The organism is Niallia sp. 03133, assembly GCF_052663225.1.
The window spans coordinates 300964-322707 of sequence record NZ_JBQTCY010000002.1; the positions used below are offsets into that span (position 1 = coordinate 300964).

The following is a 21744-nucleotide window of genomic DNA, read 5'->3' on the forward strand; positions in this document are numbered from 1 at the left end:
TAATATAGCATCTATTTTACCAAAAGGCAACACTTTTTATTGTTTTTTTTATATTTTATTTCCTTTTGGTAATTAGGAGTTTTAATATAAAAGTATTTATAAATACCTTTGATTGGATTGATTAGTATGAGCGAATTTGGAACTTTTATAAAAAAAATAAGAGAATCCAAAAGTCTAACCTTGAATCAAGTTGCTTTATACTCTGAAATAAGTGCAGCTCAATTGTCTAGAATTGAAACAGGTAAACGAGGTATTCCTAAACCACAGACAATAAAGAAGATATCTGATGCTCTTAAGTATGATTATGACGAGTTAATGAGAATTGCTGGTTACATAAAAAGTGAAGAAACAGCAAATGTTGCTGGACAAGATATAACCTTAACAACTGAAGAATATGAAATATTTAAAGAACTTAGAAAACATCCTATTCTTTTCCATGACCTTGCAACAAATCCTGAAAAGAAAATTAAGGAACTTATCCGTCTTCAAAAAGCAAAAGATATGTTTTTAAAAGATGACGATGACGAAAAACGTGGAGATGGATTTGGAGAATTAGAAGACTGACACGATTATTTAATTAATCGTGTTAATTTTTAACTTACCTATGGTAATAACTAACTATTTTTGAAATCAAATGGAATCATACTTTCATCATATTTAGGGGGTATTTTATGCAAACGAATGTAATTGAAGTAGTAAAGAAGAAGCCTTTATGGTTAATAGTTGTCTGTGTACTTGTTTTATTAGGAATAGTGTATTTTATAGGTCACTCAATAGGACATTCAGAAGGTCTTACAGATGCAACTGTAAAGATAGATAAACAAAAATATAATTATGATAAATTAGTTGCAGCTGTAAAAAACAAACAGCAACATTTATCTACAATAAATGAAGATATTTCGGCGTTATCAAAAGAGCAAGAAGAGTTGAGTGATGAACTTTCTAATGCAAAGGAAGCTATTTCTAAAAAAGTAAGTGCTGAAAATGAACTATCTACTTTAAAAAGTGACATAGACAGTAGACGTAATGAAATAACTGAATTAAATGATGAATTATCATCCTTACAAGGAAAAATAAAAGAAACAAAAGAAAAGCCAATCATATTACCTGCTGGTCAATTTACTGTTGGAAAGGATATACAGGCTGGAAGATATAAAGTTGTTGCAGCTGGCAGGGGTGGAAATCTATTTGTCTACGATTCACTTGGAAATAACTTGGTGAACACCATTATATATTCTGATAAAAGTAATGGCGAAACAGAATATGTTACAAATTTGGACGATGATTATGTAATTGATGCACATTATTCGTTCAAGTTTATACCAGTTGAATAAACTAAAAAATTATCAAAATACTAAGAATTTAAACGTTTGGAGTTATTAGTATGCAGCTTTTAGCAAAAAATATAGACGATTGGGAACAACGAGCAAACAAGGTCCTTTCACATTTTCACTATCAATATGCCGATGAAATCGATCTTTACCATATTTGCTGGCGATACGGTATTATCATTAAACCACTCGATCAGAATTATTTTACCCACACCGAAGACTATGCATCTATAAAACACTTAAAATCATACTCTATTCCAGATAAAATCGGCCGCCGTGGCACGATCTATATCGTTCCTGGCTTAGATGCCATAGAAAAAAGAATGCTCTTAGCAGAAGAGTTTTGCCATGTCTATGCCCACCAATCGTCGCAGTTCATGACAGACAAGCTCATGCTAAACAAATTAGAATGCCAGGCAAAACGAATGGCAGCCTACCTCCTTATGCCCCACCGCTTTCTAAAGGAGATTTATGTAGCTGCCATAAACGAACCGGTTCTTGTTAGTGACATTGCTGATCACTTTCTTGTCAGCGAAGAGTTTGCTCATTATCGGTTGGAGTTGATTTATCAGCATAAGGTGGATGGGTTTGTGCAGATTCGGGAGCGATTGTGGAGTTTGGAATGGATAAGGTAATGAGAAAGGATGTTATGAAGTAAAAATGGCAACATGGATTGAAAGTTTAGGGAATTCCAAAGCTTTAATAAGTTTTATTGTTTTAATAATTGTACCTAGTTTTATTACATTGATTTCTTCAACTAAGGCAGAACGAACCCAATATAGTAAAGAACTTAGATTAGTTTATCAAACTATCATCTATGGTGCATCATTAGTCGTATATCCCCTTTTAGTTGGTTTTTCAGCTAGTCCAAATGATAAATTAATATTATATTTTAAAAATAATCAGCTTTTAGTAGACTTAATTATTTTCATTGGCTGTATTTTTTTATTTTACGTTTATATTCGGATCAATTATCTTAAAAAGAAATTAGAAAAGAAAAAAAGAATTAAATCAAGTGATTATGATTCTGAGGATCTTCCAAAAAGAACAAAGACTAAAAAAAATCTCGGAATAATTGAATGCTTCATTTATTATATTATAAGCTTATATTATCTTTTTCATATAATGTTTATATATGGTTACATTGTCACTAGTTTCTCTGATTCTATTCAAATATTGGCATTCACTATTTCTTATCTACTCATTACTGCGCTTCCTATAAACTTAATTTTAGAATTATTTAAAGACAAACTAGTATGTAATATTACTTTAAAAAACGGAAAGGTTCTTAAAAATGTATATATATTGCACCCAACATTAGGAAAAAAGATTCTTATCAGTAATAAAGAAAAAGTTATTCCTCCATATCACCAAATACTTATCTCTAAAGATGATATTGATCGAACTGATTATCTTGTAACTAATCAATTTTCTGATGTCCCTATAGAAATTATTGAGGAAATTGATCCAAAATAAATTGCCCAAAATGTGCTTATCTTTCAACAAAAACATATTTAGATTAAATTTATTAATAATTCCATAAAGGAGATCAAACATGCCTAAAATTAGTCTTGAAACATTTGAAAAAACAATAAAAAATAACAATTCTGGTCTTATTATTGGAAATGGTTTTAGTATGAACTTTGATCCACAGTTTGGAAATATTTATGATTCTTTAAAAGAAGGCATATTCTCTATTTATAAATACGGTAACTTTTCAATTTCACCAGATGCAAAACCGATTACTCGACAAACAATTAATCATAATTATAAAACTGTATTAAATTATGTTCGTTCAATGAATCAACAACAATTAGAAAAGATATTTGAAGATGGGGTGGTTTTTGCCGCTTTTATCACTGAAAACCAGCATATAAACAACTATCTAAAAAACAATAAACACATTCTTGACCATTTTAAAATCGGACAAAATATGTTAGAAATTACTGCTAATATATACAGAATTGGCAAATTAAAAGGATTTAAATACGTTAACATTGAACATTGGCCGATACTAATATGGCTGTATAACCTTATAGAATTCCATGAAGAATTTAAGACTTTTAAAAAATCTCCTAATAAGTTTATATCTATTCTTACAATTGGTGGTACTAAAAGTATTTTCCCTAAAAATTCCCCAGGTGATGTAATGAATAGAACAAGATTTAATGGGTTTTACATTTTATATCGTTTGCTTATGATTACGATAATATTTGGTAAAGGAAAAGCCATTGATAAAAATAAATTAAAATTTATTGATTCTATTTCTACTTCATCATTATCTGATTGGTTAAGCAACTTTAAAACCTTGTTTAGTATGAATTATGATCAAATTCTTTCTCATATTGCTGGAAGACCAGTAACTTATTTACATGGACGTTTTGAAGATAAAAAACAAGGTTTCACTTACTTTCAATCATATGCACTTACCTATAATGATACTGAATATTATAGCAATAATATTATACTTGGTGATTACCAAACTTCTAAAGTATTAGATCATGCGATACACTCTTTAGTTATGAAAAATTTCCTATTTACTGAACCTGCAGTTGAAACATTAAAGGAATTACAAGCTAAAATGAATGAATTTAATTTGAACCATATAGTGTTTTTTGGAATGAACCCCGAAAATGATTATCATATATTAAGTGGAATTTATTACAATTTTCTTCAATCTAAAATTCAATATCCAACTATTACCTTTTGTTATTACAATGAAAATGAGATAGATGATTTTATAACTATTTTTCATCAATCAATCCATTCTATATACAAAAATACTCAATATCAGGAACAAATAACTTTGAATTTTGTTGTTTCTAAAGAAATTATTTGTAATTACATTAAAAAAGAACAGACCGCAAACCTGTAACGTAACTTTTACAAATATCTATAGAAAGGAAGAATGAGATGAAGGAGATTTTATATTTAGATACAGATTTAATGAATTCGATGTTAGCACAATTAGATGAAGGAATTATTAATTCATTTTCTTTTGAGGAAAATATGCAGGAGTCTGAAACTGAAGGTCAACAATCTGCTAAGGGTAAGAAAGCTAGACTAAGGGCACAAGCTAAATTAAGCACAGGTATTCTTCCTGGTGGGGAATTATTATTAGGTTCAAATCTCGAAAATAATGGAAATGAAACCACTATCGAATCACGTACAATCTTAGACGGTCAAAAAGATATTTTAAACAAAGCATTCCATGATTATGCACTTGATATTCTACAAGACAAACTTTTAGAAAAAGAAATACTTAAAACAGGACCTGAATTTATTGAAGGAGACCTTTTCTTAAGTGAAAGTACTTTTAAGTTTTTTGATTTTGAATTTCAATCTAATGTAATTGATATGGAAGCAATGAGTCAATTTATTTTATATGCTGAAGGATCACCTATTTCTGATATCTCTGAAGCATTAGAAATATTAGAACGAAAAAAGAAAGGAAAATTAACATCCCATGATCAGGGAAAAGTAGATTTTGCTGAAAAAATGATAAATAAATATGAATCGACAAAGCCATTATTAAACATGTTGAATATGTTTAAAACGTATAATAACTACGCTTCTAAAATATTTGGTAACTCTTCGATCATTAGATTTGAGGATATAGTTGGGATTATAAAAAAAGAATATCTAAGAGTTACACCTGAATCACTTTCATTAAGAACTAACCCATTTAGAAATGTTAAATTTTTAGCAAGAGTTATAGGTACAAAAAACGAAGTTTATGATGGAAGTTTAGAAAAAGTATTAGATGTATCAGATTTCGATCAGATACCAAATTTATTCTCTGATATGTTATTAGGATCATTTGGAGTAATTAAAAAAGGAGACATTATTGTTACTCCCATAGCTATTTATTTCGAATAGAATCAAAATACTTAGATCGGTTTATTTTTCTTTCATTAAATTCTATAGACTTATCCTTAATTGACGCTCTTATATCGTTAGCTCTTAATTTATTTTGTTCCTTGAGGAGTTCATACTCATCGTTTAATTTCTTTTGTTCTCTTTTAGTTTCTTTTAGTAAATTTTTCACTTATCACTCACTCTCCTTTTGTCCCCAAGTATTCTTGGGGATTATTTATAAGAAAACAGGACAAATAAACTAATACTACTCTTTTTTAATTTTAATTATATCTATCCCCTACCATCATTATACATAATAATAAAAACTTTTATTAAAATTTTTATTATTGTTAAATTTCATTTAGACTACCTCTTTTATTTTTCCCACAATCAAACTTTATCAACTATTCACAATAAGAACATATGTTCTTATAATTAAAATGTACCTTCCCCTTTATATCATTGTTACAATTCTCTATATATTATTAAAAGAAAAACAAAGGAGGACCTTAAAAATGGCGAGTTTCAAAAAAATCACACCTGGAAATTGGTCTTTTCGTCACAAATATAAGGACAAAATTACGGGTAAGCAACGTGAAGTAAAGAGACAAGGATATCAAACGAAACCTATGGCAGTTAAAGCCTATGAAGAATTAAAACGATCAATAGATTTAGGGTTTGATTCAGCTTCCGAAGAAACACTTGCTGAATTTCTTGAATTTTGGATGAAGGAATACAAGGAAGGAAAGATTGCAAAGAATACATATCGGCTTCATGAACGAAATATAAAAAACCATATCATCCCCTACTTCCAGCATATTCGCTTAGAAGATTTGACTTATAAAATGTATCAAAAGTTTATTAACCACTTAATTGAACAAGGCTACAGTAAAAGAACAGTTGAAATTATTCACGGAACAATGTATGGTGCTATGCAGCGAGCAAAGTTGCTTAAAAAAGTACACGACAACCCTTGTGAAGATGTATCCATTTACTCAGCAAAAGAAAAAAGAGAAAAAGAAAATAAAGCTGATATTAAATTTATTCCATATGATAAAATCGAAACATTTTTGGAAGTTGCTCTTGCTGATAACTATACGTATTACATCTTCTTTCGATTTCTGATTGAGACAGGATTACGAAAAGGAGAAGCTCTTGCCTTACAATGGGAAAATGTTAATTTGGAATCAAATAGAATTAAAATTCTTCAAACACTCGATTATGAAGCTGAATCAGATGAGGAGTTATTTGGTGATACAAAAACATACCATTCTGTTAGAGAAATTCCTATCACCAAAAGATTAGCCATGGATTTAAAATCACACAGAGTGAGACAAAACAATAATATCTATCGTTTAAAGGATGCATATAAAAGTAATCTTGACTTAGTTTTCTGCAGAGAAGACGGTTCCACTATCCCTAAGTCAACATTATTTAATGCCTTTAGGAGGATATTAAAAAAGACAGGATTACCAAACCTAAGCATTCATACTTTACGTCACACACATGCTGTCTTGCTTCTTGAATCCAATGCGGAAATGAAATATATTCAAGAAGCATTGGGGCATGGATCCATGCAAATCACTTCTGATATCTATACACATGTCAGTAAAAAGATTGAAGAAGATGCTATCGAGAAATTCGAAAATCATACCAAAAAAATTATTTTGGGGGCAGAATGGGGGCAAAAAACAAATAACTAGCCCTCCCCTCTTTTATTGCCCCCAATAAAAAAAGCCCTGACGCTTACAGCGCCAAGGCTTCTCCTTCTTAATACATTTCCAAGTACTGATCTCTCTCCCATGGATGCACTTGTGTGCGGAACATATCCCACTCTATTTCTTTCGCTTCAATAAAGTGTGCAGTAATATGCTCTCCAAGTGCTTCAATCATTACTTCATTTCGTTTTAATACATCCAATGCTTCTGCTAATGTTGCAGGCAAGTCTTCAATTCCTTCTGCTAAACGCTCTTCCTTGCTCATGATGTAGATGTTGCGATCTACTGGAGCTGGCGGGAATAAATCGTTTTTAATACCATCTAATCCAGCTTTTAAAAGAGTTGCCATTGCCAAATATGGATTAGCTGCTGGATCAACGCTTCGGACTTCTACTCGTGTGCTTAAACCGCGTGATGCAGGAATGCGCATCAGTGGTGAACGGTTTTGTGCGGACCACGCAACATAACAAGGCGCTTCATAGCCAGGCACTAGACGTTTGTAAGAGTTTACTGTTGGATTCGTAATTGCAGTAAATGCTGTAGCATGTTTCACGATTCCTGCAATAAACTGAAGTGCTGTTTCACTTAATTCCAACTCTCTCGTTGGATCAAAAAATGCATTTTCCCCATTTTTAAATAAGGACAAGTTGCAATGCATTCCAGAACCATTTACGCCAAACAATGGCTTCGGCATAAATGTTGCATGAAGTCCATGTTTTCGTGCAATTGTTTTTACTACAAGCTTAAAAGTTTGAATTTGATCACATGCAGTAATTGCATCTTCGTATTTAAAATCAATTTCATGTTGACCAGGAGCCACTTCATGATGGGAAGCTTCAATTTCAAAGCCCATTTCCTCAAGCTCCAATACGATATCACGGCGGCAGTTTTCCCCTAAATCTGTTGGTGCGAAGTCAAAATATCCACCGTTATCATTTAATTCAAGAGTAGGCTGGCCTTTTTCATCTAATTTAAATAAAAAGAATTCTGGCTCAGGTCCTAAGTTAAAGTCAGTAAATCCTAGATCTTCCATTTCTTTAAGAATTCTTCTTAAATTATTGCGCGGATCCCCTGCAAATGGTGTCCCATCTGGATTATAGATATCGCAGATTAGACGAGCAACTTTTCCTTTTTCAGCTGTCCATGGAAATACAACCCATGTATCTAAGTCAGGATATAAATACATATCCGACTCTTCAATACGGACAAATCCTTCAATAGATGATCCGTCAAACATCATTTTATTATCCAATGCTTTATCAAGCTGGCTGATTGGAATTTCAACGTTTTTAATTGTTCCTAAAATATCTGTAAATTGCAGGCGAATAAATTTTACATCGCTTTCTTTTGCAAGTCTTTTTACATCTTCTCTTGTATAGTTGTTAGCCATCTATTCTCCTCCTAAAAATTACGGTCTGCGGTTTCTTTATCTAGGAAAAAATCTTGACATATCTCCTTGACGCATTGATGGTCGAGTTGAATTGTTAAAGCGTCCAGCATTTAATAACTCTTTACGCAATAGTTTGCGCAAATCCTCATCAGATAATTCCCGACGGGCTTTTTCAGCTTCTTTTTTCACATCATCTGTTAATACATGTTTTTCTTTAACAGAGAAAATCTGCTTAATACCAGCAAGATTTACGCCTTGATCGATTAAATCTTTAATTTCTAATAATTTATCAATATCCGTTAATGAGAAAAGTCGTCTATTGCCATCCGTTCTTGCTGGAGCCACTAATTCATGCTCTTCATAGTACCGAATTTGTCGAGCGGACAGCTCTGTTAACTGCATAACAATACTTATTGGGAATAGAGGCATCGACCGACGAATTTGACTACCAGACATAGTTTTCGGCTCCTTTAAATATATATTTACCCAATTTCATTATAATTTTGGTTAGATATGTTGTCAACCTATGTGACTCTTTCTCACCTATTGTTGTAACTTGCACTAGTTTTTTCTGTCATTTTCTTATATTTCTATAAGGTTTTGTTCCAATAAACGATTGACTGCCAATATTATGGCAATTTTCACATGAGAGTAGGTCAACCCACCTTGAACATAGGCAGCATATGGAGGCCGAATTGGCCCATCTGCTGTTAATTCAATGCTTGCACCTTGAATAAACGTTCCTGCAGCCATAATAACATCATCTTCATATCCAGGCATATAATTAGGATACGCCGTTACATGAGAGTTTACAGGAGAAGCAAATTGTATCGCTTGGCAAAAAGCTATCATCTTTTCTTTATTGTCAAACTGTACAGATTGAATTAAATCTGTTCGCTCCGCATTCCATTTGGGAGATGAGTTCATGCCTAGTTTTTCAAGCATTGCCGATGTAAATACGGCTCCCTTTAAACTTTGCCCAACAATGTGGGGAGCAAGGAAAAAGCCTTGATACATCTCTTGCAGACTATAGAGTGAAGCGCCTGCCTCTGCGCCAATTCCCGGTGATGTCATTCGGTAAGAACAAGCTTTAACAAGCTCTTCTTTTCCCACTATATAACCGCCAGTTTTGGCAATTCCTCCTCCAGGATTTTTTATTAATGATCCTGCCATTAAATCTGCACCCACATGGCATGGTTCTTGCAGTTCAACAAACTCGCCATAACAATTATCCACAAACACAATGACATCATTTTTCAATTCTTTTACAAATGAAATCATTTCGCTTATTTCCGAGATGGTAAATGAAGGTCTAGTTGCATACCCTTTTGAACGTTGAATCCCGATCATTTTTGTATTCGGTTTAATGCTTGCCTTCAATTTGTCATAATCTACACTCCCATTTGGAAGCAGGTCGATGCTGTTGTAAGATATATTAAATTCTTTTAATGAACCAACACCGTCTCCTCTTATTCCAACTATTTCTTCTAATGTATCATATGGTTTTCCGGTCATATATAATAATTCATCACCAGGGCGCAGAACTCCAAACAGCGCAATGCTGATTGCATGAGTCCCAGAAATTATCTGCGGTCGGACAAGTCCTGCCTCTCCTCCAAATACATCGGCATAGATTCTTTCAAGGGTATCTCTTCCTGTATCGTCATAGCCATACCCAGTTGAAGGAATAAAATGTGATTCACTTACTTTATTCTGTTGAAAGCTTTCTAGTACACGAAATTGATTTCGATCGATGTTTACTTCAATTTGCTTATGGACGAAGCTAATTTGGTGTTCTACTTCAGCCACGAGTGATTTCAGTTCTGTTCCAAATGTTAATTGTTCGTACATTTATTTCTCCTATCAATTATCCCTTTAAATTAATTTTGCAGAGATAGCATGGTCTTTTAATGCATATCCTTTACACACATAATGTTGTTTTTCTTCTTCGAAATGTAAACTACGCAAAATGGTTTCATTTTTCAATTGAGAAAGAAGCTTCCCATTGCTGGCTTTAACTTCCACTTCATAGTAATCCATATTTTCAATCATGATTTTTTCTATCGTTTGTTTTACTTTATTTCGATCTTCCTGATCCAAAGCGGATATAATAATACTTTCTGTTTTGGAAGTAGGTACAAATTCTTTATGCATCAAATCCCTTTTATTATAGATGGTTAACTGAGGAATCAGTGGCATATCTAAATCTTCCAGCAGTTTATGTACTGTTTCTTCATGTTGATAATATTCTTCGTTTGACATATCAACGACATGCAGCAATAAATCAGCTTCCCTTACTTCTTCTAATGTAGATCGGAATGCAGCAACTAAGGTTGTTGGCAAATCTTGAATAAAACCAACTGTATCTGTCATTAATGCTGTAAATCCACTTGGCAAAATCACTTTTCGAGTCATTGGGTCAAGGGTTGCAAACAAAATATTTTCTTCCAAAGAATCAGCCTCTGCCAGCCTATTGAACAAGGTTGATTTTCCAGCATTTGTATAGCCTACAAGAGCAATTTGGAAGGCACGATTCTTTTTTCTTCGATCCCGGTATCGGTCCCGGTGCTGAACAATTACTTGAAGTTGTGTTTTAATGTCATCGACTCTTCGGCGTATATGTCTCCGATCCGATTCCAATTTTGTTTCTCCTGGTCCTCTTGTTCCAATTCCTGCACCCAATCTAGAGAGCTGTATACCTTGTCCACCAAGCCTCGGCAATAAATATTGAAGCTGTGCAAGCTCCACCTGAAGCTTCCCTTCTTTCGAACGAGCTCTTCCAGCAAAAATATCTAAAATCAGCTGAGTACGATCAATTATTCTTGCTTCCATTTTCTTTGATAAATTTCGAACTTGGCTTGGAGACAATTCATCATTAAAAATAATAATGTCTGCTTCCAATTCTTCTGCTAAAGCTTCTAGTTCTTCTACTTTTCCTTTTCCAATATAAGTCGATGGGTGAATACGGTCGCGATTTTGAATAAGGGAAGCAACCACTTCACCATTTGCCGTTTCCGTTAAAGAAGCCAGCTCTTCCATTGAATACTCATACCTTGTTGTCTCTTCTGTTGTTTGACACCCAACAAGAATTACTTTTTCTTTTGCTTGATTCAATAAGCAAACCTTCTTTCCACAGGATTCTTGCAGTTTATTATAACAAAAAAAACGTTTTCTTTCTCGATATATCCCTTATTATCGTATTAAAACTTTTATTATTTTTATATTGAAAATTCATTTCTATTATACCCAGCTATGATAATATACAGTAGCATACTATATTCATGAAAAACAGCTTTTTTTAACACAAGATCCATTATCTAAAAAAAGTGACATTATGCAACAAAATACTATTTTTTTTGCTCTTATATTCATTTCGAGCATTTAAAATACATAGTTAAAAAAACACTAACTATTATGTTAGCGTTCAAACTTCGGTTTAATTCCATCTTTCTGTTCCTCTATTTACTCTAGCTTTAAATCATTGCTTCTAATGGTCATTAATTCATAACGGTCATAATTGCTTTGCATAAGCAGCCTCATTGCTTGTGCTCTTATCGATTTTTCGATAATATTTCGAATATATCTGCCATTGGAAAAGGTTGGCTGTTGTATCATTCGAATGGAACTTAAATGATCTTTTAATGCTTTTTCAGCTTCATGACTTAATGTATACTCTCTTTCTTCTAACATACGGCTTCCTATTTCCATTAATTGATCAGTTGTATAATCGGGAAAGTCGATAACAAGAGGAAATCTCGAATGAAGTCCAGGGTTTAATGATAAGAAAAAGTCCATCTCACGCGAATATCCTGCAAGAATTAAGATAAATTCATGCTGTTTATCTTCCATATGCTTTACGAGCGTATCAATCGCTTCTTTGCCAAAATCCTTTTCTCCTCCTCTGCCCAACGAATACGCTTCATCTATAAATAAAATGCCTCCTAATGCTTTTTTTACTAAATCTCTTGTTTTTTGTGCAGTGTGGCCAATATACTCCCCAACTAAGTCAGCTCTTTCCGCTTCAATTAAATGACCCTTTGATAATACATTCATTTTTTGAAACAGCTTGCCGATTAACCTTGCAACGGTTGTTTTTCCGGTGCCAGGATTTCCTTTAAACATCATGTGAAGTGCTTGTTTTCCTGTTTTTAAACCATTTTCTTCTCTTTTTTTATTTACATATATCCAAGCATATATTTCTTTAATCATTTTTTTCATTTCATCCATCCCGATAAGCGTTCCTAACTCATCTTCTATTTCCCTAAGTGCAGCATGTTCATTAGGTAATTTTTGAGGGATTGTTTTCGATTCTGGCAGTTCTCTTGGCAGAACCTTCTTTTTTTGCGAATTAATAACAACACTAATCTGTCCATTGTTTTTCATCCTTATTGGATGTTCCAAAAGCTACACCTCCTAAGGGACAGAAGCCTACTGCTATTACTTGTGTATACGTATTTCCTTCAGTTCCCCATATATATATATTCATCTATTAATCCATTCATTAAAAATTTTTTTTGGTTTTTAATATGGATGCTGAAACAGATGTTTGTTTATCCAGAAGGATGGTGTTTAGGGATAATTTTTACATAAAAAAACTTCACGTATCATGTTTACGTGAAGTTCTTCCTATTTATGCTTGATTTCCTTCTAAATCAATCTGGACATTTTTTAATGGCGAAAAGGTGGAAATAGCATGTTTATATACTAATTGCTGCTTTCCTTCTGACTCAAATAATACAGTGAAATTATCAAACCCTTTTATTAATCCACGAATTTGAAATCCATTTAATAAAAATACAGTTACACTAGTTCCGTCTTTTCGTAGTTGATTTAAAAATTGATCTTGAATATTAACTGATTGCTTCATGAAAATCCTCCTCTTTTCTCTCTAATACTATGTATTCTATTTTTCTTTATAGCTTTCCTTCCAAATAGGTCGAAATTTCCATTATTTTTTTTCTAATGCCATGGTTTTTGACGCTATCTGTCATATCAAACCATTTTACACTCATTTTATTGCGAAACCAAGTTAATTGCCTTTTTGCATAACGTCTTGAATTTTGTTTTAGTTCGTCTATAGCATCTTCAAATAAAAGAAATCCATCAAAATATTTATATAATTCCTTATAGCCAATGGCTTGAATCGACTGACAATTTTTCAAACCAGAATCGTAGAGATTTTTAACCTCTTTTACAAGTCCTTCTTCCACCATTTTGTCGACTCGTTCATTTATCCGGTTATACAATAAATCCCGATCCATGGTAAGACCGATTATTTCTGCATCATATAATAATTCCTGGCTCTGTTCTTTCTGCCAGTCTGACGCTTTTTTTCCTGTTACATGAAATATTTCCAACGCCCGAATAACACGACGGACATTTTGATGCGGAATAGCATTAGCCGAATCTGAATCCTTTATCATTAGTTCAGCATGGATGGCTTCTGAACCTTCTTTTTGTGCAAAAGATTCCAGTTGCTGCCGATAATTGATATCTGTCGGCGTTTCCTGAAATTGGTAATCATACAAGACAGATTGAATATATAGTCCTGTTCCGCCTACAATAAACGGAATTTTCCCTCGATTTGTAATCTCCGAAATTTTTTCTCGTACTAATGTTTGAAACTCAGCAACAGAAAAATGTTCATCAGGGTTTTTTATATCAATAAGGTGATGTGGAATTCCTTCCATTTCTTCTTGGTTAATTTTGGCTGTTCCAATATCCATTTTTTTATAAATTTGCATAGAATCACCACTGATGATTTCACCATTAAAACGTTTTGCCAATTCTATGCTGAGTTTTGTCTTGCCAACAGCTGTTGGACCTATCAAAACAATTACTTTTTCTTTTTTTGTCAATCCATTCCACTGCCTTTTTCTGCATTTTAGTCTTTAATGCATGACTATTGAATATATTTTATCATAAAAGCATCTATTGGTTAATATTTATGCATTATTGCCTTGATTCTAATCGTCTATACCATCTTTTACGAAAGAAACTTTTTCCCTAATTATTATGATCACAACTATTTGCATCATCTCGTATAAGAAAGAATCGAACGGTTATCCTAATAAAGAAAATAATGTTTTAAATATTATAATCTATAAGGATGAAACCATATGATCAAACAATTATTTAACTTATTTAACGTGAACCAAGAAGAGGACGATTTTTTTTCTTCCGATGAATACCTTGAATTTGATGATGAGCTTGGAGAATTTTTGGAAGAGAAAAACCCTTCTTCTAAATAGCTAGAATGAAAATCTGTAAGCAGAGTTTAACAATTCTATTCTACAGATTTTCTTATTCAATCTTAGATCCTCCCATGGAACGGATATTTATTGTATATCTATCGTCTTTTATCATTTCTTTTATATTCTTATCCTGCAGAAACTTATTAATTCCCCTCGTAATTTCTTCGGCAGCTGAAGTATTCCCTTTTGCTCCCTTTAACAAATTGGTAAGTATACTTATTTCTACTTGACTATTTTTAAACTCTAAATTTATACTATCATAGGAATAACTTGGATTTTGGGCTATTCCTTCAGAAATACATTCGACTAATGGATACCATCTTTGTGATTTTTCAGCTATTCCTTGATCATGATAAATAAATACAATCTTTCCTTTATTATTAAATTTGTCTAAAATATTTTGAATAGTAATTCTAACTTCGTCTTCTTTTTCATTACTTATATCATCCGAAACATATACCTCCCAATTCGTTGTCCCTTCCTCATCCATATTTTCCCCTACATTAAAGTTTACTTTTTGTGACAACTCATCCAAAATCTTGCTATCTTGTTCTTCTTGTGCTTTTGCAGCTGGATCCATTCCTTCTTCTTCCGCTTTTTCATCATATGGTTTATGATATTCAAACTTGATGGTAAAATCCCAATTTTTTTCTTGCAAGACATTTGCCGCTTTGGATTTTATTTTTTCTTGATTTTTATTCGCTTCTTTATTTTCTGTTGAAATGTAAAGGATATGGGATTGATAGTCAGAATATACAAAACAGTCAGAAAAGCCAAGTTCCTTTAATTTCTTATCCACTTGCTGAACTGTAGTACCTTCTTTATAAATTTTTATTATATCTGGTCCTGGATTCACTCTTGATTTAGCAAGTAATGGATCATCAATCGAACCTCCGAAGAAAAGGGATAATGCAATCAATCCACTGCAGAAATACACCTTTTTTTTGGAATTGGTAGATTGTAATAGAACATTGCTAGTATGATGAATGATATTATTTTCAACCTGCTTAAACTCCAGTTGAGCAATTTCCTTTTGAAAAAATAAGGGAAGCTGATCTAGGCTAATCGAAGTTTTTTTGTCGTTCCATAGAGGAATCGCATGAAGCAGCTGCCTCCTTATATTATTTTCTGATAACAAAAAAAATTTTGCTATTTTTTCAATCGGATATTCTTTATAATAACGAAGAATAATAATCATCCGTTCTCGTGCTGAAAGTTTTTGCAAGTTTTTTAAGAGTGGTGTTTTACTTGCTTGAAACAGGACATGAATAGACGAATTTATTTTTGTCTGTTTTTTGTATTCTTTCCAAAGAGTATGTAGGCAAGCTTCCTTTTTTGTTCTCCATAATGGAAGTTTTGTTTTTAAAGAACAAAATTCTGCTAATTGTAAGGATACTGTTTGATTTCCTGATAATAGATAGGCGACTTCGTATAATTCATCTATTAAATAATGTATGTTTTTAACTGGCTTATTTTTATAAAAAAACAACTTAATTTTTTCCCCGCTTTCATTTGGCATTGTAGGTAGTAAATTCCCCCCTCTTTTTACCCCTATCTTAAAGCATTACCCATAAATTATCATTATTCTATAATAAAAATATGACACCCTTCCATTATATATATTGTTATTTGTAATGAATTTGCTACTTTTTTAAGGAGTTGCTGTTTTTTCGACCGTTTTATTCAAAAGTATATTCTGTACTTTTTTTGCAGTCTCGCCTTCTAATTTTACATATGTATTTTCAATTGGATTAATGATTTCTGTGCTTCCATTCATGGAAAACCAGATTTTATACTGTTCAATATTTTTTGGAAAATCCGGCTTGTACTCATAAAAGAGGCGAATATCAACATCTTCTACTCTTGCCATATTTCGTTTAGACTCTTCCCATAAAGCATCTTCCCAAACTCCTTGCAATTCTATTAACGCATGATTATCGACAATCATCTTATTCTTATGGTCTTGTTGGTTGGCTATATCTACTCTTGTTAATTGTGGTTCCTTTGGATGAGCGATATTTAGATATTGTGCGATGGAAAAGATCAGCAGCAAAAATATTGTTATCCACATTTTCTTCTCCCATCTCCTTTACTATTTTCCAAGATTTTTGTATTTATATATATTTGAACGAATGAGCAGTATAAAAAGTTACAAAAAATTTGAAAATAATGCAAAAAAAAACGGTTGATGAATGATTCATCAACCGTTTTCCACAAACAATTCTATTTTACTCTAATTAGTATTCTATCAAATATTTATCCTTTTATTAAATAGTCAGCATTCTATCTAATGCTAATCGAGCATTGCTGGCAGCAGGTTCTTCCACAATAATCTGATTTGATTCAAATCCTGTCTCCAATGATTCCAAACACCATACAAAATGAGGCAAATCAATACGATTCATTGTTAAACATGGACACATATTTTGATTTAATGAAATAATATGTTTATCCTTATGTTCTTTTATTATCCGCTTTACTAAATTCATTTCCGTCCCAATGGCAAAGGAGGTATTCGGTGGAGCATTTTGAATGCGCTCAATAATATAGTTGGTTGAACCAGCATAATCTGCTAATTGCACTACTTCGTGTCTACATTCAGGATGAACAATAATTTTCATCTCAGGGAATTGTTCTCTTACTTCCGCAACATTGTTCACGGTAAAATTTTCATGAACAGAACAATGTCCTTTCCAAAGGATCACTTGAATTTTTTCCAATGAGCCTTCATATTCCAACTCATTTGTAATTGGATTCCAAATTGCCATATTTTCTAATGGGATACCCAATTGAAATGCAGTGTTTCGACCTAAGTGTTGATCCGGCAAAAATAGCAGTCTTTCTTTTTGCGTAAATGCCCAGGAAACCATTTTTTCTGCATTCGAAGACGTAACAGTTGCTCCTCCATTTTCACCGACAAACGCTTTGATCGCTGCCGTTGAATTCACATAAGTTAGCGGTATAATCGTATCTCCAAAAAGCTGCTGCAATTTGCCCCAAGCTCGATCTGTTTGATAAATATCCGCCATATCGGCCATCGAACAGCCTGCTCGCATATCAGGAAGATATACTTTTTGCTGTTTTGTTGTTAAAATATCCGCTGTTTCTGCCATAAAATGCACGCCACAAAAAACAATATACTCTGCCTCCTTGTTTTCTGCGGCAACCTGAGCAAGTTTTAGGCTGTCTCCTGTTGTATCAGAAAATTGGATAACCTCATCTTTTTGATAGTGATGACCTGGGATAAACAGTCTTTTTCCCAATTTATTTTTTATGTTAAAAGCTCGATCTTCTAATTCTTCTGTAGACATTTTCAAATAATGTTCTGGAATTTGTTTATTATTTATTTGTAATTGTTCAAGAATACTCATTGCTTTCATCTCCTTTATTCGAATGATGACATGTTTACTTTTACACTTATATCCATTGAAGCAACAGAATGGGTTAAAAACCCTAAAGATATATAATCAACCCCACAATTTCGGTATGAAGCTAAGTTTTCTAAAGTAATTCCACCAGATGCTTCGGTAGTTACTGTTTCTGGAATATCTGTAATCCAATCTTTAATTTCATCTGGATGCCGATTATCAAACATAATCACATCTGCTCCAGCCTGCAGCGCCTCTAACATTTGTTCTTTCGTTTCTGTCTCTACTTCCACTTTCACCATATGGCCAATAGACTGTTTAATTATTTTCACTGCATTGCCAATCGATCCTGCAAAGGAAATATGATTATCCTTAATCATCACAGCATCATATAAGCCATAACGATGGTTGTATCCCCCACCTACTGTTACAGCATATTTTTCTAACATACGCAGACCTGGAGTTGTTTTTCTTGTATCGCATACTTTTGTATAAGGACTATCCAAAATGTCTACCGCTTCTTTTGTTTTTGTTGCGATGCCGCTCATTCTTTGAATAAGATTAAGAATAACCCGCTCTCCTTTTAAAAGGTTTCTGACAGTTCCTTTAATGGTGGCAATTTTTTGTCCTGTCTCTACTTTTTCTCCATCTCTAATATGGATGGTAATTTCCATCGACGCTTCGAGGAGTTGAAATCCTAATGTGATGATGGCTTCTCCGCAAAATATGCCATTTCCTTTTGCCCAAAAAACAATTTCACCTTTTGTATCAATTGGAAAGATTGTGTCTGTTGTTACATCTCTTTCTCCTATATCTTCTATAAAAAATGATTCAAGTTGTTTTCGCAATTTGATTGTATTCATCTTTTCCTGCCTCTTCTTTTTTATGGATAATCTTTCTTTTCAGCCATTTTTCTTTTTCCTTTGGATAATCTTCTCTAAAATGGCCTCCTCTGCTTTCTGTTCTTGCTAAAGCAGATTTTGTTATCAACCAGGAGATAATCAGCATAAATACCTTTTCTTTATCACTAGGAGACATGTACGATAAGTTGATGGATAATAGATTAGGAATATCATAATTCTCTAGCCATTCAAGGTGTTTTCTTAAGCTATTTTCTTCTCTAACAATTCCTACATTGTCCATCATACGTTCTTTTATTTCATTTGCATTTGGAAGCATGATCGGCTTATCATCATTTAGGACTTCTTTTTCTTTTATAAAATAAGAAGAAGGTTTATAGACAGCTCTATTGATAAACTGTGCAAGCTGATTTCCCATAAACAGCCCTTCTAATAAGGAATTGCTAGCCAACCTGTTTGCACCATGAAATCCTGTGCATGCAGCTTCTCCGATTGCATATAATCCATTTATGTTAGTTCTGCCCATTAAATCCGCTTCGATTCCCCCCATTAAAAAATGACTTCCAGGTGCTACTGGAATTCTTTTTTCAGATAAATCAATGCCATTTTCTATGCACATTTTTGTAATAGATGGAAACCTTTGCTGAAAATCATTGATGCAGCTTATATCTAAATATATTTTTTCTCCATTTTTTAAATAACTGTATATAGTTTGGGAAACAATATGGCGAGGTGCAAGGTCTTTATAGGGATGGACATTTTTCATGATAAAGTCACCCTGTTCTGTTATCAACCTTGCTCCTTCCCCTCTAACAGCCTCAGAAATTAATCCTACTGTTTTGCCATCAATAGATAGCAATGTTGGATGAAATTGCATAAACTCCATGTCTGTTACAGCTGCTCCAGTCATATAAGCCAGTGCTATTCCGTCTCCTGTAATCGTATATTCACTTGAAGTCAGAGAATATATTTGGCCGCATCCCCCTGTTGCCACTACTGTATGTGCTGCAAAAAAACAACTTATTTTGCCATTGGGATACGTCCCTTTAACACCAATACATTCCTTTTTATGGTTTTGCAATAATTCATGGACAAAAAAGTTTTCCACGACCGTTACATTTCGTCCTAAGGAATTCCCCAAAAATTCTACTACTCTTTTTCCAGTCGCATCACCGCCGCCATGAACAATCCTTTTTTCACTGTGTGCACCTTCCATGCCAAGCTGCAGATTCCCGTTTTGATCTCGGTCAAAAGCACACCCATCTTCTATTAATTGATGGATTAGCTCCGGCGCTTTTTTTGTAATTCGTTTTACTACCTCTGCATTATTGTGAAATCTCCCTGCTTCAATCGTATCAAGTCCATGTTTTTTAAAATCATCGGTTACACTGATAGTGGCAGCAATTCCACCTTGCGCCAAATTAGAATTGCTATGAAAAATTTTTGATTTTGTGAGAATAATCACATTTAAATCATTAGAAATTAACTTAGCCAACTGCAAACTTGCTATCCCACTTCCAATAATTAAAACATCTGAGTGCATACATTACCCTTCTTCCTAACAGGTGTCTTGACACTTATATTTACATAGATTTAAACTTATGACAAGTATTTTATTTATTTACTATTTTTTTCAAGCTTATATTTTTAACTTTTGGAAAAAATTGTTCTTGTTTTCGAAATAGAGCTTTTGCAATTTTACTGGAGGGAATACGATGATTTATTTAGATTACGCTGCGACTTGCCCTATGGATGAAGAAGCTGCAGCAGCCTACGTGGAAATTGCTGTTAACTATTTTGCCAACTCTAATAGTCTGCATGATATGGGAGGAACAGCTTTATCACTTATCAATCAATGCAGAAGGGATTTTTCCAATCTTTTAGGTGTAAATAAAGAGGGAATATATTTCACTAGTGGGGGCTCCGAAAGCAATTTTTTATCCATACAGGCTTTGCTGTCTAAACAGACGACAGCCAAAAACCATATTATAACAACATTAGCAGAACATTCTTCTATCCATAGCACCATGAAAACTTTAGAAAAACAAGGATATGAAATTACTTATCTTCCTGTTTCAACTAATGGAATAGTAGATTTAGGGCTATTGGAAAAAAACATAAAAACAAATACTGCTCTTGTCTCGATCCATCATGTTAATTCCGAAACTGGCGCGATTCAACCGTTAAAAGCAATAGGATCTATTTGCCGAGAACATCATCTTTTATTTCATAGCGACCTCGTTCAAAGCTTTGGCAAACTTCCATTAAGCTCTTTCATTGGTTTGCTTGATGGTTTTTCTATTTCAAGTCATAAATTTTATGGACCCAAAGGGGTTGGAGTTGCTTTTGTTCATCCAAAATTAACCTGGAAAGGGTTTTATCCAGGCACTACACATGAAAATGGGTTCAGGCCTGGCACATTAAATACTGCCGGTATTGTAGCAATGACAGTTGCCGCCAAAAAAGCTAGTAATCAATTAGATGCAAATCATCTGCATTATAAAAAGCTGCGAAACGCCTTTTTGCAAAAAGCAAAAAAGAATCCAATTATTCATGTAATAGAATGCGACAGCCAGCTTCCTTCTATAATTGGATTGCGAATTAACAGCATGGAAGGACAGTGGATGATGCTGGAAAGCAATCGACGCGGGTTTGCCATTTCAACAGGCAGCGCCTGTCAAGTTGGACAGCAAGCTCCCTCGAAAACAATGAAGGCGATGGGATTTACCGATGACCAAGCGAAGGAATATATTCGAATTTCTTTTGGAAAAGATACGCTAGTAGAGGAAGTTGAACAGTTTGCACAGATAGTAGAAACGATTATCAAAGCATCAATAGCATAACCATCCTTCTATTTTTTATGTGCAGTGGATTATATTTATCCCACTCTTAACGGGCAGTAAGACCCCCACCTCGGGGATACTGAGAAATCGAGGAAGCTAGGTGTTGAAACTCGCCCGTAAAG

Annotated in this window: 23 protein-coding genes; 9 read left to right on the plus strand and 14 right to left on the minus strand. The window is 33.4% G+C overall.

The features are described from left to right. The first annotated feature begins 126 nt into the window (after positions 1–126). The 6 genes from ACTYBU_RS03910 to ACTYBU_RS03935 all read left to right on the plus strand — a co-directional run bounded on the left by ACTYBU_RS03910 (position 127) and on the right by ACTYBU_RS03935 (position 5210). Positions 127–564 carry a helix-turn-helix domain-containing protein gene (locus ACTYBU_RS03910; protein ID WP_445487314.1) on the plus strand — a complete coding sequence of 146 codons (438 nt, stop codon included), beginning with the start codon at positions 127–129 and terminating at the stop codon, positions 562–564. 107 nt (positions 565–671) lie between these two features. Further along, positions 672–1334, plus strand: coding sequence for a hypothetical protein (locus ACTYBU_RS03915; protein ID WP_445487316.1), 663 nt, complete (start codon positions 672–674; stop codon positions 1332–1334). Between the two features lie 50 nt (positions 1335–1384). Next, a complete protein-coding gene (locus ACTYBU_RS03920; RefSeq protein WP_445487317.1) occupies positions 1385–1966 on the plus strand; it encodes an ImmA/IrrE family metallo-endopeptidase in 582 nt (193 codons plus the stop codon). A 25-nt stretch (positions 1967–1991) separates the two neighbouring features. Next, positions 1992–2807: a hypothetical protein gene (locus ACTYBU_RS03925; protein ID WP_445487319.1), complete on the plus strand. Its 816-nt coding sequence runs from the start codon at positions 1992–1994 to the stop codon at positions 2805–2807. A gap of 79 nt (positions 2808–2886) precedes the next feature. Further along, positions 2887–4206, plus strand: a complete 1320-nt coding sequence (locus ACTYBU_RS03930) for a hypothetical protein (RefSeq protein ID WP_445487320.1) — start codon at positions 2887–2889, stop codon at positions 4204–4206. Positions 4207–4244: 38 nt separating this feature from the next. Further along, on the plus strand, positions 4245–5210 hold the full coding sequence (locus tag ACTYBU_RS03935) for a DUF6414 family protein (RefSeq protein ID WP_445487322.1): 966 nt from the start codon (positions 4245–4247) through the stop codon (positions 5208–5210). Here the strand turns inward: ACTYBU_RS03935 and ACTYBU_RS03940 are convergent. After that, the gene (locus ACTYBU_RS03940; protein ID WP_445487323.1) at positions 5194–5379 is read right to left on the minus strand and encodes a hypothetical protein; all 186 of its coding nucleotides are present in this window, start codon (positions 5377–5379) and stop codon (positions 5194–5196) included. The two genes, ACTYBU_RS03935 and ACTYBU_RS03940, sit on opposite strands and share 17 nt — an antisense overlap. Before the next feature lie 325 nt (positions 5380–5704). Here ACTYBU_RS03940 and ACTYBU_RS03945 point away from each other — a divergent pair, with 325 nt between their 5' ends. After that, the gene (locus ACTYBU_RS03945) at positions 5705–6892 is read left to right on the plus strand and encodes a tyrosine-type recombinase/integrase (protein ID WP_445487325.1); all 1188 of its coding nucleotides are present in this window, start codon (positions 5705–5707) and stop codon (positions 6890–6892) included. A 67-nt stretch (positions 6893–6959) separates the two neighbouring features. Here the strand turns inward: ACTYBU_RS03945 and glnA are convergent, their stop codons facing one another. The 8 genes from glnA to miaA form a co-directional block, all read right to left on the minus strand. Then, positions 6960–8297 carry a type I glutamate--ammonia ligase gene (glnA, locus tag ACTYBU_RS03950; RefSeq protein ID WP_445487327.1) on the minus strand — a complete coding sequence of 446 codons (1338 nt, stop codon included), beginning with the start codon at positions 8295–8297 and terminating at the stop codon, positions 6960–6962. A gap of 36 nt (positions 8298–8333) precedes the next feature. Then, the gene (locus ACTYBU_RS03955; RefSeq protein WP_445487328.1) at positions 8334–8753 is read right to left on the minus strand and encodes a MerR family transcriptional regulator; all 420 of its coding nucleotides are present in this window, start codon (positions 8751–8753) and stop codon (positions 8334–8336) included. A gap of 126 nt (positions 8754–8879) precedes the next feature. After that, entirely contained in the window at positions 8880–10148 is a 1269-nt protein-coding gene (locus tag ACTYBU_RS03960; RefSeq protein WP_445487330.1) for a methionine gamma-lyase family protein, read from the minus strand. A gap of 24 nt (positions 10149–10172) precedes the next feature. Next, entirely contained in the window at positions 10173–11411 is a 1239-nt protein-coding gene (gene hflX / locus ACTYBU_RS03965) for a GTPase HflX (RefSeq protein ID WP_445487331.1), read from the minus strand. A 348-nt stretch (positions 11412–11759) separates the two neighbouring features. After that, the gene (gene spoVK / locus ACTYBU_RS03970) at positions 11760–12698 is read right to left on the minus strand and encodes a stage V sporulation protein K (protein ID WP_445487333.1); all 939 of its coding nucleotides are present in this window, start codon (positions 12696–12698) and stop codon (positions 11760–11762) included. After that, on the minus strand, positions 12658–12783 hold the full coding sequence (locus ACTYBU_RS03975; RefSeq protein WP_445487335.1) for a hypothetical protein: 126 nt from the start codon (positions 12781–12783) through the stop codon (positions 12658–12660). The genes spoVK and ACTYBU_RS03975 overlap by 41 nt, the downstream gene beginning before the upstream one ends. Positions 12784–12927: 144 nt before the next feature. Continuing rightward, on the minus strand, positions 12928–13164 hold the full coding sequence (gene hfq, locus ACTYBU_RS03980; RefSeq protein ID WP_445487337.1) for an RNA chaperone Hfq: 237 nt from the start codon (positions 13162–13164) through the stop codon (positions 12928–12930). Between the two features lie 46 nt (positions 13165–13210). After that, entirely contained in the window at positions 13211–14155 is a 945-nt protein-coding gene (miaA, locus tag ACTYBU_RS03985) for a tRNA (adenosine(37)-N6)-dimethylallyltransferase MiaA (protein WP_445487339.1), read from the minus strand. Positions 14156–14416: 261 nt separating this feature from the next. On the opposite strand from miaA, the gene ACTYBU_RS03990 reads away from it, so the two are divergent. Further along, on the plus strand, positions 14417–14548 hold the full coding sequence (locus tag ACTYBU_RS03990; RefSeq protein ID WP_445487340.1) for a hypothetical protein: 132 nt from the start codon (positions 14417–14419) through the stop codon (positions 14546–14548). A gap of 52 nt (positions 14549–14600) precedes the next feature. On the opposite strand, the gene ACTYBU_RS03995 is transcribed toward ACTYBU_RS03990, so the two are convergent. The 5 genes from ACTYBU_RS03995 to nadB form a co-directional block, all read right to left on the minus strand. Next, the gene (locus tag ACTYBU_RS03995) at positions 14601–16070 is read right to left on the minus strand and encodes a sigma factor-like helix-turn-helix DNA-binding protein (protein WP_445487342.1); all 1470 of its coding nucleotides are present in this window, start codon (positions 16068–16070) and stop codon (positions 14601–14603) included. A 132-nt stretch (positions 16071–16202) separates the two neighbouring features. Next, positions 16203–16622: a hypothetical protein gene (locus tag ACTYBU_RS04000; RefSeq protein WP_445487343.1), complete on the minus strand. Its 420-nt coding sequence runs from the start codon at positions 16620–16622 to the stop codon at positions 16203–16205. Between the two features lie 196 nt (positions 16623–16818). Beyond that, entirely contained in the window at positions 16819–17922 is a 1104-nt protein-coding gene (gene nadA, locus ACTYBU_RS04005; RefSeq protein ID WP_445487345.1) for a quinolinate synthase NadA, read from the minus strand. A 14-nt stretch (positions 17923–17936) separates the two neighbouring features. Continuing rightward, positions 17937–18782: a carboxylating nicotinate-nucleotide diphosphorylase gene (nadC, locus tag ACTYBU_RS04010; RefSeq protein WP_445487347.1), complete on the minus strand. Its 846-nt coding sequence runs from the start codon at positions 18780–18782 to the stop codon at positions 17937–17939. Then, positions 18751–20322, minus strand: a complete 1572-nt coding sequence (gene nadB, locus ACTYBU_RS04015; RefSeq protein ID WP_445487348.1) for an L-aspartate oxidase — start codon at positions 20320–20322, stop codon at positions 18751–18753. Before nadB ends, nadC begins: the two co-directional genes overlap by 32 nt. Before the next feature lie 172 nt (positions 20323–20494). Here nadB and ACTYBU_RS04020 point away from each other — a divergent pair, with 172 nt between their 5' ends. Further along, the gene (locus ACTYBU_RS04020) at positions 20495–21622 is read left to right on the plus strand and encodes an IscS subfamily cysteine desulfurase (protein ID WP_445487350.1); all 1128 of its coding nucleotides are present in this window, start codon (positions 20495–20497) and stop codon (positions 21620–21622) included. Positions 21623–21744 lie beyond the last annotated feature (122 nt).

Bases quoted from the DNA above. Each gene is read 5' to 3' on its own strand.
- ACTYBU_RS03910 (WP_445487314.1), top strand. From the start codon at position 127: ATGAGCGAATTTGGAACTTTTATAAAAAAAATAAGAGAATCCAAAAGT.
- ACTYBU_RS03915 (WP_445487316.1), top strand. From the start codon at position 672: ATGCAAACGAATGTAATTGAAGTAGTAAAGAAGAAGCCTTTATGGTTA.
- ACTYBU_RS03920 (WP_445487317.1), top strand. From the start codon at position 1,385: ATGCAGCTTTTAGCAAAAAATATAGACGATTGGGAACAACGAGCAAAC.
- ACTYBU_RS03925 (WP_445487319.1), top strand. From the start codon at position 1,992: ATGGCAACATGGATTGAAAGTTTAGGGAATTCCAAAGCTTTAATAAGT.
- ACTYBU_RS03930 (WP_445487320.1), top strand. From the start codon at position 2,887: ATGCCTAAAATTAGTCTTGAAACATTTGAAAAAACAATAAAAAATAAC.
- ACTYBU_RS03935 (WP_445487322.1), top strand. From the start codon at position 4,245: ATGAAGGAGATTTTATATTTAGATACAGATTTAATGAATTCGATGTTA.
- ACTYBU_RS03945 (WP_445487325.1), top strand. From the start codon at position 5,705: ATGGCGAGTTTCAAAAAAATCACACCTGGAAATTGGTCTTTTCGTCAC.
- glnA (WP_445487327.1), bottom strand. From the start codon at position 8,297: ATGGCTAACAACTATACAAGAGAAGATGTAAAAAGACTTGCAAAAGAA.
- ACTYBU_RS03955 (WP_445487328.1), bottom strand. From the start codon at position 8,753: ATGTCTGGTAGTCAAATTCGTCGGTCGATGCCTCTATTCCCAATAAGT.
- ACTYBU_RS03960 (WP_445487330.1), bottom strand. From the start codon at position 10,148: ATGTACGAACAATTAACATTTGGAACAGAACTGAAATCACTCGTGGCT.
- ACTYBU_RS03975 (WP_445487335.1), bottom strand. From the start codon at position 12,783: ATGAATATATATATATGGGGAACTGAAGGAAATACGTATACACAAGTA.
- hfq (WP_445487337.1), bottom strand. From the start codon at position 13,164: ATGAAGCAATCAGTTAATATTCAAGATCAATTTTTAAATCAACTACGA.
- ACTYBU_RS03990 (WP_445487340.1), top strand. From the start codon at position 14,417: ATGATCAAACAATTATTTAACTTATTTAACGTGAACCAAGAAGAGGAC.
- ACTYBU_RS03995 (WP_445487342.1), bottom strand. From the start codon at position 16,070: ATGCCAAATGAAAGCGGGGAAAAAATTAAGTTGTTTTTTTATAAAAAT.
- ACTYBU_RS04000 (WP_445487343.1), bottom strand. From the start codon at position 16,622: ATGTGGATAACAATATTTTTGCTGCTGATCTTTTCCATCGCACAATAT.
- nadA (WP_445487345.1), bottom strand. From the start codon at position 17,922: ATGAGTATTCTTGAACAATTACAAATAAATAATAAACAAATTCCAGAA.
- nadC (WP_445487347.1), bottom strand. From the start codon at position 18,782: ATGAATACAATCAAATTGCGAAAACAACTTGAATCATTTTTTATAGAA.
- nadB (WP_445487348.1), bottom strand. From the start codon at position 20,322: ATGCACTCAGATGTTTTAATTATTGGAAGTGGGATAGCAAGTTTGCAG.
- ACTYBU_RS04020 (WP_445487350.1), top strand. From the start codon at position 20,495: ATGATTTATTTAGATTACGCTGCGACTTGCCCTATGGATGAAGAAGCT.